The sequence below is a fragment of the Salinicoccus roseus genome (genome assembly GCF_003814515.1).
GTDB lineage: Bacteria > Bacillota > Bacilli > Staphylococcales > Salinicoccaceae > Salinicoccus > Salinicoccus roseus.
In genome coordinates this window covers 1-12,279 of sequence record NZ_RKQJ01000002.1, presented here as the reverse complement: position 1 = coordinate 12,279, position 12,279 = coordinate 1, and the positions used below count along the sequence as shown (strand labels likewise).

The 12,279-nt window shown below is 48.5% G+C and carries 12 protein-coding genes, 3 tRNA genes and 1 rRNA gene; 15 read left to right on the top strand and 1 reads right to left on the bottom strand.

Features of this window, described 5'->3' with window-relative positions:
* The first annotated feature begins 13 nt into the window (after positions 1–13).
* The 11 genes from EDC33_RS07180 to EDC33_RS07130 all read left to right on the top strand — a co-directional run bounded on the left by EDC33_RS07180 (position 14) and on the right by EDC33_RS07130 (position 9,485).
* A complete protein-coding gene (locus EDC33_RS07180) occupies positions 14–478 on the top strand; it encodes a PH domain-containing protein (protein WP_124010672.1) in 465 nt (154 codons plus the stop codon).
* The gene (locus EDC33_RS07175) at positions 471–1,991 is read left to right on the top strand and encodes a PH domain-containing protein (RefSeq protein ID WP_124010671.1); all 1,521 of its coding nucleotides are present in this window, start codon (positions 471–473) and stop codon (positions 1,989–1,991) included. Before EDC33_RS07180 ends, EDC33_RS07175 begins: the two co-directional genes overlap by 8 nt.
* Complete coding sequence (locus EDC33_RS07170; RefSeq protein WP_124010670.1) at positions 1,963–2,436, top strand: PH domain-containing protein; 474 nt, start codon at positions 1,963–1,965, stop codon at positions 2,434–2,436. Before EDC33_RS07175 ends, EDC33_RS07170 begins: the two co-directional genes overlap by 29 nt.
* A complete protein-coding gene (gene acpS / locus EDC33_RS07165) occupies positions 2,433–2,780 on the top strand; it encodes a holo-ACP synthase (RefSeq protein ID WP_040105926.1) in 348 nt (115 codons plus the stop codon). Before EDC33_RS07170 ends, acpS begins: the two co-directional genes overlap by 4 nt.
* Positions 2,781–2,791: 11 nt before the next feature.
* Positions 2,792–3,943 (top strand): alanine racemase, encoded by a 1,152-nt coding sequence (gene alr / locus EDC33_RS07160; protein WP_124010669.1) that lies wholly within the window; start codon positions 2,792–2,794, stop codon positions 3,941–3,943.
* Positions 3,944–4,179: 236 nt separating this feature from the next.
* Entirely contained in the window at positions 4,180–4,557 is a 378-nt protein-coding gene (locus EDC33_RS07155; RefSeq protein ID WP_094906411.1) for a type II toxin-antitoxin system PemK/MazF family toxin, read from the top strand.
* A gap of 55 nt (positions 4,558–4,612) precedes the next feature.
* The gene (locus EDC33_RS07150; protein ID WP_371128700.1) at positions 4,613–5,620 is read left to right on the top strand and encodes a PP2C family protein-serine/threonine phosphatase; all 1,008 of its coding nucleotides are present in this window, start codon (positions 4,613–4,615) and stop codon (positions 5,618–5,620) included.
* Between the two features lie 81 nt (positions 5,621–5,701).
* The gene (locus tag EDC33_RS07145; RefSeq protein ID WP_040105922.1) at positions 5,702–6,028 is read left to right on the top strand and encodes an anti-sigma factor antagonist; all 327 of its coding nucleotides are present in this window, start codon (positions 5,702–5,704) and stop codon (positions 6,026–6,028) included.
* 1 nt (position 6,029) lies between these two features.
* The gene (rsbW, locus tag EDC33_RS07140) at positions 6,030–6,506 is read left to right on the top strand and encodes an anti-sigma B factor RsbW (protein ID WP_040105921.1); all 477 of its coding nucleotides are present in this window, start codon (positions 6,030–6,032) and stop codon (positions 6,504–6,506) included.
* Positions 6,481–7,257, top strand: a complete 777-nt coding sequence (gene sigB / locus EDC33_RS07135; protein ID WP_040105920.1) for an RNA polymerase sigma factor SigB — start codon at positions 6,481–6,483, stop codon at positions 7,255–7,257. Before rsbW ends, sigB begins: the two co-directional genes overlap by 26 nt.
* Before the next feature lie 92 nt (positions 7,258–7,349).
* On the top strand, positions 7,350–9,485 hold the full coding sequence (locus tag EDC33_RS07130; protein WP_124010668.1) for a Tex family protein: 2,136 nt from the start codon (positions 7,350–7,352) through the stop codon (positions 9,483–9,485).
* Positions 9,486–9,530: 45 nt separating this feature from the next.
* Here EDC33_RS07130 and EDC33_RS07125 read toward each other — a convergent pair whose 3' ends face one another.
* Positions 9,531–11,087: a catalase gene (locus EDC33_RS07125; protein WP_124010667.1), complete on the bottom strand. Its 1,557-nt coding sequence runs from the start codon at positions 11,085–11,087 to the stop codon at positions 9,531–9,533.
* A 349-nt stretch (positions 11,088–11,436) separates the two neighbouring features.
* Between EDC33_RS07125 and EDC33_RS07120 the strand changes: the two genes are divergently transcribed.
* The 4 genes from EDC33_RS07120 to EDC33_RS07105 all read left to right on the top strand — a co-directional run.
* A tRNA-Glu gene (locus EDC33_RS07120) sits at positions 11,437–11,508 on the top strand.
* A 152-nt stretch (positions 11,509–11,660) separates the two neighbouring features.
* Positions 11,661–11,746 (top strand) — tRNA-Leu (locus tag EDC33_RS07115).
* Between the two features lie 33 nt (positions 11,747–11,779).
* A tRNA-Gly gene (locus tag EDC33_RS07110) sits at positions 11,780–11,853 on the top strand.
* Between the two features lie 130 nt (positions 11,854–11,983).
* A 16S ribosomal RNA gene (locus EDC33_RS07105) occupies positions 11,984–12,279 on the top strand; the annotation flags it as partial.

Genomic DNA, 12,279 nt, shown 5'->3' with positions numbered 1-12,279 from the left:
ACAGGGGGCAAATATGAAAAGAGTACATGATGATGTCGTCCACTATATGAGGGTGCGGTTCTTCTGGACTTTCCTCATATGGGCATTTGCCGCACTCCTGGCAAGTGCTGCCGCCTTCTATTTTGAGCTTTCGCACTGGGTGTACTGGGGTGCCTCCCTGTGGCTTACCTTCCTGTTCATCATCGGTATAATCGTCCGGCCGCTGGTCTACTGCAGAGTGACCCGCTACAGGCTCAAGACGGACCACATCATCGTCAGGAAAGGCTTCTTCAGGGTATCGACGAAAATGGTGCCCGTGAGACGGATACAGGGGGCAAAACTGTCCACAGGACCTGTTTCAAGGAAGTATAATCTGGCACTGCTGGAAGTCAGTACAGCGAGTTCGCGCCTGCTGATGCCACCCCTCAAAATAGAGGAAGCCGCGATTCTGAAAGAAGAGGTCATTGAGCTTGTGAAGGGGGAGCATACAGATGTATAGTCCACAGAAACTGCATCCGATCGCCTATCTCGGCAGTGTGGTGAACGGCATTAAAAATCTTTGGATTCCCCTGATCATTGTGCTGTTCAATTCGAGGGAGACTCTGCTCTCTGGAAATATCTCATTGAAGTATATACTGATCATCGGTGGAATATTCATCCTTGCAATCGTCCTGTTCGGCGGCATGGATTTTCTGAACAAGTACCGTACAAGGTTCTGGATCGAAGATGGCAAGTTCATCTACAAGGATGGTGTCATCACGAATCATGAGAAGGAGCTCGATATTGGGAGGATCCAGTCGATCGACTTCAGCGAACCGATCTTCCACAGGATTTTTGGGGCAGTCAAGCTGGAGGTGATCACTCCGGGAGAGGGCATAAAGATCGACACGATGAAAAAGTCGCAGGCGGAATCCCTGCAGGGGATACTGTACGACGAAAAAGCGTATCTGGAGGAAACTGTCGAAATCGGTGCATACAGCGAATGGCCAAGGATAGAAGAGGAGAGTGACCAGAGGGAGACGGCAGGCTTCGACACCCTCTACCGCATGAACGGCCGGTCGCTTCTGCTGATGAGCATGACAAGCGGTGCGCTCGGTACTTTCCTGGCCCTGCTTTTCGGCTTCCTCAACCTTATTGGAGCAAACTTCCTGATTGAACGCTACTTCGAATACTTTGAAGGGGCGATCCGTAATCTTGCCCTGGCGATGGGCCTTGCGATAGGGTTGTTCATCATTGTCGGCTATGCGTTAGGAATCCTTATTCTGACGGTGAAATACTACGGTTACACCCTGAAGATGAAGCATGATGACCTGGTCGTCGAATATGGGCTGCTTGAAAAGAAGCATCAGAGCGTCAATATCAACAGGGTCCAGAACATCATCATCAAGGATTCGATCATCAGGAGGATGATCGGCTACTATTCCCTTTCCGTCACGATTACGAGCGACTCGCTCGACAGCGAGGATATTGACGGTACAGTGGAGCTGCTGCCCTTCATCAAAAAGGCGCGCCTTTATGAGATTGTCGACCATATCTTTCCGAACTATCATGTGGAGGTTCCGGAAAGGAAGGTTCCCTTCCGCGGATACAGAAGGTATTTCCAGGTCGTCACATTGCTGGTGCTCATCATCACCTCGCTCGCCCAGTATTTCCTGTTCGACTACGCCTGGATTGCCGGGCTGGTACTGATATTGGTATTCATGGCCTCCGGCATATACAGTGCGTACAACAGCGGCTACGCGATAAGGAATGATGAAATCAACCTGATGACGGCAGGATTCTTCAAACGCTCGCACTATGTCATCAAGCATGAGAAGCTGATTGAGGCGGAATGGGTGTTCAACCCCTTCCTTCACCGGGCGAAGCTTGGAATCATCACCCTGGTGACCGCTGCCGGCATGCTCGGCTCACGGGCCACCATCAAGTTCATCGACAGGAGCGACATCGATAAGATATGGCAATGGGCGGAAAGGGGGCACCGGAATGCAGAAGATTTCACCGAAGGCAATTAAAGTATGGCGGATCCGTGAAGGCATCGTAGCGGCAGTCGATCTGATGATTGCGGTGGCTGCACTCATCCTGTCACTTTTCGTATGGGACTGGTTCCCATGGTGGATTTCGCTCATCCTTTTCATCATCTTCCTCTATATCGTCGTGGTCCATGTCTGGCTGCTGCCGATGCTGAAGTATAAGTATTTCCGTTTCGGGGTCTCAGAGGATGAAATCAGGATACATCAGGGCATCTTCTTCAAGGAGCAGTATGCAGTGCCGCTGTTCCGTGTACAGAACATTGATACGACGGTCGGCCCATTGATGAAGCGGTACGGGCTCAAGGGCGTCACTTTGAAGACTTCAGCCGAACGCATCCACATTCCGGAACTGGAGTCCGATGAAGCAGACAATATAAGGAACGAGATAAGGAAACTGATCAATGAGAATACGAGGCGGACAACATGATTGCAGGACTGGGAACGGATATAATTGAAATTGAGCGCATACAGCGTGTGGAAGAGAAGGACAACAGACTTTCAAGAAGGATACTCTCACCTGAAGAGATGGAGCGGTACAGGCAGTTTTCCGACGCGGGCAGAAGAATGGAGTACCTCGCAGGCCGCTTCGCAGTCAAGGAGGCATACAGCAAGGCGCTTGGCACGGGTATCGGAAGTGCCGCTGCCTTCAGGGACATCGTCTGCCTCAATGACGCGGGGGGTAAGCCCTATATAGTGAATGACCAGCATGCCCACGTATCCATTTCACATTCAAAGGCATATGTTGTGGCCACAGTCATAATCGAAAGATAAGGAGTACGAATATGTCAGAAAAATATTACAGGGATTCCATAGTGGAGGTCGATCTGGAGGCGGTGCACCACAATTACCAGGCCATCAGCAGACTGCATCCCGGCAAGATGTTCATCGCAGTGATAAAAGCCAATGCCTATGGACTTGGCAGTACAGCAGTAGCGGAATACCTTTCGGCACGTGGTGCCGAGTTCTTTGCGGTTGCTACACTGGATGAGGCGATCGAACTGAGGATGCATGGCATCAAAGAGAAGATACTGGTACTCGGCCCGATCAACCCGGAAGACATCAACAAGGCGATCCAGCATCGCGTAGCCATCACTGCGCCAAACCTTGAGTGGCTCGCGGAAGCGCAGTCGAACGTCATGGATATGGATGACAAGGAAGTATGGATCCATATTAAAGTGAACAGCGGCATGAACAGGCTGGGGACATCGGACCCGGACGAAATTACCCGGATGATAGACTTGATAGAAGAATCCGAACATCTTGTATATGAAGGCATCTACAGCCACTTCAGTTCTGCAGATATCGATTCCGGACAGAACGACATGGAGTATGAGAGGTTCAAGACAATCACCTCCCAAGTGAAAAAGCCGCGGTTCGTCCATATACAGAATTCCGCAGGTGCACTGCGCATCGATGACGATTACTGTAACGCAATCCGTGTCGGCATCTCCCTCTATGGCTATTATCCTTCGGATTACATCCGGAAAATAACCTCGGTCGACCTCAGGCCGTCGGTTGCATTCACGACCAAAGTGGTGGACCTCCATGTGCTGGAAGCAGGTGAGGGTGTAAGCTATGGTCTGGAATATGATGCTGAAGCGGGGGACAGGGTTGCGACGCTGCCGATCGGTTATGCAGATGGTTTCCTGCGTGCGCGCACAGGCTACAGGGTGGCACTTGCTGACGGGACCTCGTGTCCCGTAATCGGAAAGGTGTGCATGGACTATATCATGATCAGAGTGCCGGACACTGTAAAGGCTGGGGACCCGGTCCATGTCATCGTGCGGGACCGTTCATCCGAGCAGTCGATGGAAGCGTACAGCGATTATGTGGATACCATTCCGTACGAGTCCCTGTGCATGCTCTCCAGGCGGCTTCCGCGTATATATGAGGGCGGGGATGATATCCTTGTCAATAATGAAGTTTTAAAATAAACTAGTAATGATTATTTATAAATGTTATCATTACCATAAGTTTAATGAAGTGACTAGGGAGTGGTCTGGTAATGACGAATATGACATTATTTAGCAGCATGGAACTTTCTCTTGAGCACGGATATATAGAAATGAGTGAGATTAATCTTTCGATTGCGTCCGAGAATCACGACTTAGAGTGTGAAGCCTGGCAGTGCAACGAAGATTTCCTCGTTTACAGTAAAGATGGTGAATAGATGAAAAGAGGAGAAGTATATCTTGCGGACCTATCACCAGTGCAGGGTTCTGAGCAGGGGGGTAAAAGGCCGGTAGTCATCATACAGAACAATGTCGGCAACTATCACAGTCCAACAGTGATCGTTGCCGCGATCACCGGCAGGATCAATAAGGCCAAGATACCGACGCATGTGGAAATTTCGAAAGATACATATAATCTGGACAAAGACTCCGTCATTCTTTTGGAGCAGATACGCACAGTGGACAAGAAAAGACTTAGGGAAAAGCTTACATATTTGAACGAAGAAAAGATGAAGGAAGTGGACAAGGCGCTGATGGTCAGTCTTGATCTCATGCCATCCAAATCCAAATCGAAGAAATCCCAATCTAAATCCTGATGGACTTTTGTACGCAAAAGTCTTTTTTCAGTATGAGGTGACCAACATGACGTATATTGATAATATTGTTAGCAACTATAGGGACATCATCGAACTGTACCTGTATGGCGAAGAGCAGGGGGACGCTATAGACCAGTGCCAGACCTTCAGTGAGGAAGTCATTGGAATGGATGCTTCTCCGGAGGAAATCGTGTCACTTCATATCGAACTGCTCGACGACATGGGCATCGATGATGCAGCACTCATGAAGAAGTCATTGGACATACTGCAGGAAGTGATCATCTCTTTCGGGTTTACATACAGGGACTATAAATCCATGATGAACAGGCTTGAGATCCACGACAAGGAGATGGATGTGGCCTCCAGCCTGCAGGAAACGATGCTGAAGACGGAGATTCCTACTTTCGAAACGATGGAGCTCGGCGCCATCAGTGTACCTGCCAGGAAAGTGAGCGGGGACTACTTCAACATCATCGACCATAAGGATGGCATGCTCAGTTTTGCGGTAGCGGACGTCATCGGCAAGGGGATACCTGCGGCCATCGCCATGAGCATGATCAAGTTCGGCATGGATTCCTACGGGTATTCCCAGCTGCCGAGCGACAGTCTGAGGAAACTGAACCGTGTTGTTGAAAAGAACGTGAACCAGAATATGTTCGTCACGATGTTTTATGGTCTCTACGACCATAATACGGACCTGCTTTATTATTCATCCGCAGGCCATGAGCCGGCGCTCATCTATCGCTATGAAGAGGACGAATTTGAAGAGATTGATGCCAAAGGCGTCGTCCTGGGTGTAAAGGAACATGCCCGTTATGAGCAGAAGGAAACCAAAATAGGACCGAAGGACATGATCATCGTCTTCACAGATGGTGTGACCGAGCTCAGGAAGCATGATGATACGTTCATCGACTTCGAGGACGTCAAGGATATGATCCGTCAGGTCAGGGAGTATCATCCACAGGATATCGTCCAATATATCTATGAATCTTTGATGCGGATCCAGAACCCGCATAAAAAGGATGATTTGACCCTTTTCATATTAAAAAATAATAAAAATTAAAGAAAATATGTTTATACCTGAGATAAGCGGGTACAATCCAAAGGATTTATGTATACAAGTTGAATGGGAGTGTAGGCTGTTATGAACATTAATATCGATGCAACGGAGAAGGAACAGGAATATGTAGTGGTACTTGAAGGAGAACTTGATGTCTATACGGCACCTGAACTGCAGAAGGTCCTCGAACCGATTCGCCAATCAGGGAGTCACGACATAAGAATAGATCTTACAGATGTAAGTTATATGGATTCTACAGGACTTGGAATTTTTGTCGGTACATTGAAAGACCTCAACCAGCATGATAGGGAGATGTATGTGACAGGCGTATCGAAGAGGATTCTCAGACTGTTCGAAATTACAGGGCTCAGAGATCTGATGCATATCAATGAAGCTTCGGAGGTTGAATAGAATGCCACAGCAGTATGATTATATAGAAATGAAATTCCCATCCAGTGCAGAATACGTTGGACTGATCAGGCTGACTCTCTCCGGCGTTCTGTCAAGGGCGGGAGCGAGCTACGATCAGATAGAGGATTCGAAGATCGCGGTATCGGAAGCGGTCACGAATGCCGTCAAGCATGCCTATGGTGAAGATGAAAGCGGAGAGGTGCTCATCGGCTTCGCAATATACAGCAATAAAGTCGAGATTATCGTTGCAGACCATGGACAGAGCTTCAACTATGAGGAAGTAAAGGAAGAACTCGGCCCCTATTCCGAAGATGAAAATGTGAACTACTTGAGAGAGGGAGGTTTGGGACTATTCTTGATCGAAACATTAATGGATGAAGTCTATCTTAAAAAAGACCCTGGTGTCACAATCAGTATGACGAAGTTTATTAATGAAAGTCAGGTGCATTTGAATGGAGAAACAATCGTCAATCGATAGAGGACTTACAGCTGAAGATATCAATGCACTGATCCGCAGTCATCAGGAGGATGAAGATCCGGACGCTCAGGCGAGACTCGTGGAGCATTACCAGAAGCTGATCGAATCTCTTGCATACAGGTATTCAAAAGGCCAGAGCCATCATGAAGACCTTGTGCAGGTGGGCATGGTCGGCCTCCTCGGTGCGATCAAGCGTTTCGACCCCTCTTTTGACCGGAGATTCGAGGCATTCCTCGTCCCGACCGTCGTCGGTGAAATCAAAAGGTATCTGAGGGACAAGACATGGAGTGTGCATGTGCCGCGGAGGATCAAGGAAATCGGCCCGAAGATCAAAAATGCCAATGACGAACTGACCAACCGGCTGGAGCGTTCACCAAAAATCAGTGAGATTGCCGAGCATCTTGAAGTTTCCGAAGAGGATGTGCTCGAAGCGATGGAGATGGGCCAGAGCTATAATGCGCTGAGTGTGGATCACTCCATCGAAGCTGATAAAGACGGATCTACAGTGACGCTTCTCGATGTGATGGGCCAGTCCGATGACAATTATGACCTTTCAGAAAAGCGCCTGATTCTGGAAAAGGTCCTCCCGATCCTATCCGAAAGGGAACGGGAGATCATCCAGTTCACCTTCATGGAAGGATTGAGCCAGAAGGAAACGGGAGAACGTGTCGGATTGAGCCAGATGCATGTATCCAGGCTGCAGAGGACGGCCATCAACAAACTGCGCCAGGCAGTAAGCGAAAAAGAATAGACAAACCGGACCTCACCCTTAAGGGTGGGGTCTTTAATGTTATAATGGTCACGCTGAATCTTTCAGTCAACAAAGCAATTAGGAGAGATTAGATGAATGAAGTACTGATTAAAGAGCTCAGAAATACGGTGGATAAGCCGGAGAAATACATCAGGAGCGTATTGAACCTTCTGGAAGAGGGGAATACGGTCCCCTTCATTGCACGCTATAGGAAAGAAATGACCGGCGGTATGGATGAGCAGGAGATTAAATCCATATACGACCGGTTCTCCTATCTGGAAAGCCTGGAAAAAAGGAAGACTGAAGTGATCAGGCGCATCGAAGAGCAGGGCCTGATGACCGAGGAACTCAGACGGGACATACTGAAGCAGACGGTACTCAACAGGGTGGAAGATCTGTACAGGCCATTCAAACAGAAGAAGAAGACACGTGCGACCGAGGCAAAAAGGAAAGGGCTTGAGGAGTTGGCCCAGGTAATCCTTGACCAGCAGGCGACTGATATAGAAGCAAGGGCGGAAGCGTTCATCACCGATGAAGTGAAGACGATAGATGAAGCCATCAGTGGGGCCCAGGACATCATTGCAGAAGAAATTTCGGACAATCCGAAATACCGTTCATATATATTGAAGGTGTTCAGGGAGACGGCAGATCTCACCACCTCCAAAAAGAAGAAGGCTGATGACCCGAATGGCGTCTTTGAGATGTACTATGCCTATAGTGAGCCCATCGATAAAATCGTTCCCCACAGGGTGCTTGCGATCAACCGGGGCGAGAGTCTTGGTGTACTCTCCATCAAGTTCGATTACGATAACGACAGGTTCAAAAGGTATATCAGCAACCAGGTGGTCAAAAAGGACTCGACTACCCGCAACTATATTGGGGCGGCGATTGAAGATGGACTGAAAAGGCTCATCGTGCCATCCATCGAAAGGGAAATCCGTCAGAGCCTGACGGAAAAAAGTGAGAAGCATGCGGTGCATATATTTGAAGAGAACCTGAAAAGGCTTCTGCTGCAGCCGCCCCTCAAAGGGCATGTGATACTCGGGGTAGACCCGGCATTCCGTACGGGATGCAAGCTTGCCGTAATCGATGAAGCGGGACAGTTCCTGGACAAGGGGGTCATCTATCCGCACCCGCCTCAGGCAAAACAAGATGCGGCAAAAAGAGAAGTCCTGAAGGTCATCAAAGAATATGGTGTCACACTGATTGCCATTGGAAATGGTACTGCTTCACGTGAGACTGAGCTGTTCATCAGTGAAATCGTCAAGGATGAGGCGCTAGATGTCCAGTTCATCATCGTCAATGAAGCGGGCGCCAGCGTCTATTCCGCCTCGGATGTGGCAAGGGAGGAATTCCCGGATTTCAATGTGGAGGAGCGGAGTGCCGTCTCGATTGCGAGAAGGGTTCAGGATCCCCTGAGTGAACTTGTCAAAATCGATCCGAAGGCGATCGGCATCGGCCAATACCAGCATGACGTGAACCAGAAGTTCCTCAACGAGTCGCTGGATTTCGTCGTCGAGACGTCGGTAAACCAGGTGGGGGTCAATGTGAATACGGCATCCCATATCCTGCTTCAGCATGTGGCAGGCCTCTCTCCATCCATCAGCAGGAACATCGTGAAATACAGGGAGGAGAACAAGGGTTTCAAATCACGTGAGGAAATAAAGAAGGTGCCGCGCCTTGGTGCAAAGACATATGAGCAGTGTGTCGGTTTCCTGCGTGTGCCTGAAGGGGGAGAGCCCCTGGACCGTACACCAATACACCCGGAACGCTATGGGGAGACGTATCGGCTGTTGGAACGCATGGGGATGACCCAGGATGATCTCGGTACGGCGGAGCTTGCTGAAGCGGTCGGGAAACTGGACCTCGAGAAGACGGCTCAAGATCTTGGCATAGGTGTGCCGACATTGTCCGACATCATAGACAGTCTGAAGGCGCCGACGCGGGACATCCGTGACGACTATGAAGTGCCTATGCTTAAATCCGATGTCCTTAAACTCGAGGATCTGAAGGAAGGCATGAAGCTTTCGGGTACCGTCCGCAATGTGACGGACTTCGGCGCATTTGTCGATATCGGGGTGAAGCAGGATGGCCTGGTCCATATTTCAAAAATGACGAACAAGTTCATCAAGCATCCGATGGAAGTCGTCAATGTTGGGGATATCGTCGATGTAAAGGTTCTGGATGTGGATACCGAAAAGGGCAGGATATCATTGAGCATGAAATAGAAAAATCCCAATCGGTCATTGACCGATTGGGATTTTATTTATTGATTAGTCGTTTGCTTCCATATCAACATCGTCGATGTTGATGTCCATTGCCTCGGCAACGCCTCTGCCGTATGCAGGATCTGCTTTGTAGCAGTTTCTGATGTGGCGGTGTTTTACGCGGTCGGAAACTCCCTGCATTTCATTTGCTGTGTTTTTGAAGATGGTCTGTTTCATTTCATCGGACTGCAGATTAAAGAGCTTTCCTGGCTGCTCGTAGTACTGGTCGTCATCATCACGGAAGTTGTGCTCGTAGACGAGACCTTCCATTTCAAGCGCCGGCTGTTTAGCGTTTGCATCATCCTTGTAATGATCATAGCTGTTTGGATAGTAGTTCGTGTGGCCACCAAGGTTGCCGTCGACCCTCATTGCGCCGTCACGGCTGAATGGACATACATTGGATGCCGCCTTTGGAGAGTTGACAGGAATCTGATGATGGTTCGCACCCAGGCGGTAGCGCTGAGTATCTCCATAGGAGAACAGACGGCCCTGAAGCATCTTGTCAGGAGAGAAACCGATACCTGGAACGATGTTTGTTGGAGCAAATGCAGCCTGTTCAACTTCTGCAAAGTAGTTTTCAGGGTTGCGGTTGAGTTCGAACTCACCAACAGGGATGAGTGGGAATTCATCTTTGTACCATACTTTCGTCAGGTCGAACGGGTTGTGGTAGTGGTTCTTAGCCTGTTCTTCAGTCATCACCTGGATGTATAGCTTCCATTTAGGGAAGTTGCCTTCCTCAATCGCATTGTAGAGGTCCCTTTGGGAAGACTCGCGGTCTTTCGCAATCACTTCTTCAGCTTCATCAGCTGTCAGGTTTTCGATGCCCTGCTCAGTTCTGAAGTGGAATTTGACCCAAACACGTTCGTTGTCTGCATTGACCATGCTGTATGTGTGTGAACCGAAACCGTGCATGTTCCTGAAGCCTTTTGGAATACCCCGGTCAGTCATGAGGATCGTCACCTGGTGCAGTGCTTCAGGAAGCAGTGTCCAGAAATCCCAGTTGCTTTCAGCATTGTGCATGTTTGTTCTAGGGTCACGCTTGACGACGTGGTTCAAGCTTGCGAAGAGCTTAGGATCACGGAAGAAGAATACAGGCGTGTTGTTGCCGACTAGGTCCCAGTTGCCTTCTTCAGTATAGAATTTAAGGGCGAAGCCACGGATGTCACGTTCAGCATCTGCTGCGCCACGTTCACCGGCAACCGTAGAGAAGCGTGCGAACATTTCAGTCTGCTTTCCAACTTCACTGAAGATTTTTGCCTTTGTATATTTTGTGATATCATGAGTTACAGTAAAAGTACCGTAGGCACCTGAACCTTTTGCGTGCATACGTCTTTCAGGTATGACTTCACGGTCGAAATGACCCATCTGTTCAAGGAAGTAGGGATCCTGCATTACCATAGGTCCACGCGGGCCAGCAGTCATTGAATTTTCGCGATCACCTACAGGTGCACCAAATAGAGTAGTGAGATTATCACTCGACTGGTCCTTCCCTTGTTCCCTCGGATGTGTGCCGCCGCCAGTACGTGCGTCACCAGGCATATTGTTCTTGTTTTCAAAATCCATTGATAAATCCCTCCAAGAAGATATTTATAATCCTTGTTTAGAATGATTATAAATAAATAGTAACACATTAAGTCTAAAAAACAACAGATAACCATCCAAATAATTTGAAAAAATTGTGTAAAGCTCAGAAATGCGATCATCCTATCAACTGGTCAGGCGTTTCCTACATAGTAAAGAAAGGCTCCGGGTCTCCAGCCAATTGATTGATGGATAGTTACTATTATATGAAGAAAGATGGCCGAAGAGACCAGGGGATATGTCATATTAAATTCCTGTAAAAAATATATTAAAAACGTATTGACTTTAAACCCATTACCCTTTATTATAAATATCGTTGCATTATTCCAATGGCCCGTTGGTCAAGTGGTTAAGACACCGCCCTTTCACGGCGGTAACACGGGTTCGAATCCCGTACGGGTCACTTTTAAAAAGTTTAGCAAAAGTATTGACTTGAGATACTGCAGAGTATATAATAGTTTTTGTCGCTCAAACGAGAAGCAAAAGAGCGGAAAAAGTTATTGACAATCAATACAGCAAAATGTATAATGAATTTTGTCGCTAAAAACATAACATGCGGTTGTGGCGGAATCGGCAGACGCGCTAGGTTGAGGGCCTAGTGGGAGTTAAATCCCGTGGAGGTTCAAGTCCTCTCAGCCGCATCATTACTTATTTCAATAAACCAATTATAACCTGCGGGTGTAGTTAAATGGCATAACCTCAGCCTTCCAAGCTGATGTTGTCGGTTCGATTCCGATCACCCGCTCCATTTAATTCATATCAATTAAGAACATTGAAAACTGAATGACAATATGTCAACGTTAATTCCGATAAAAACGAATGCTACGGCATTCAACTTGGGCGACAAGTAAAACCGCAACGGAGTCAGAGAACTTCCAATTATGGAGAGTTTGATCCTGGCTCAGGATGAACGCTGGCGGCGTGCCTAATACATGCAAGTCGAACGCGCGAATCAGGAGCTTGCTCCTGTGACGCGAGTGGCGGACGGGTGAGTAACACGTAGGCAACCTGCCCATCAGACTGGGATAACCACGGGAAACCGTGGCTAATACCGGATAACCCTTTTCCACACAGGTGGAAAAGTTGAAAGGCGGCTTCGGCTGTCACTGATGGATGGGCCTGCGGCGCATTAGCTGGTTGGTGGGGTAACGGCCCACCAAGGCGACGATGCGTA

Excerpts from the sequence above, each read along its gene's own strand:
- EDC33_RS07180 (WP_124010672.1), top strand. The coding sequence starts at position 14 with ATGAAAAGAGTACATGATGATGTCGTCCACTATATGAGGGTGCGGTTC.
- EDC33_RS07175 (WP_124010671.1), top strand. The coding sequence starts at position 471 with ATGTATAGTCCACAGAAACTGCATCCGATCGCCTATCTCGGCAGTGTG.
- EDC33_RS07170 (WP_124010670.1), top strand. The coding sequence starts at position 1,963 with ATGCAGAAGATTTCACCGAAGGCAATTAAAGTATGGCGGATCCGTGAA.
- acpS (WP_040105926.1), top strand. The coding sequence starts at position 2,433 with ATGATTGCAGGACTGGGAACGGATATAATTGAAATTGAGCGCATACAG.
- alr (WP_124010669.1), top strand. The coding sequence starts at position 2,792 with ATGTCAGAAAAATATTACAGGGATTCCATAGTGGAGGTCGATCTGGAG.
- EDC33_RS07155 (WP_094906411.1), top strand. The coding sequence starts at position 4,180 with ATGAAAAGAGGAGAAGTATATCTTGCGGACCTATCACCAGTGCAGGGT.
- EDC33_RS07145 (WP_040105922.1), top strand. The coding sequence starts at position 5,702 with ATGAACATTAATATCGATGCAACGGAGAAGGAACAGGAATATGTAGTG.
- rsbW (WP_040105921.1), top strand. The coding sequence starts at position 6,030 with ATGCCACAGCAGTATGATTATATAGAAATGAAATTCCCATCCAGTGCA.
- sigB (WP_040105920.1), top strand. The coding sequence starts at position 6,481 with ATGGAGAAACAATCGTCAATCGATAGAGGACTTACAGCTGAAGATATC.
- EDC33_RS07130 (WP_124010668.1), top strand. The coding sequence starts at position 7,350 with ATGAATGAAGTACTGATTAAAGAGCTCAGAAATACGGTGGATAAGCCG.
- EDC33_RS07125 (WP_124010667.1), bottom strand. The coding sequence starts at position 11,087 with ATGGATTTTGAAAACAAGAACAATATGCCTGGTGACGCACGTACTGGC.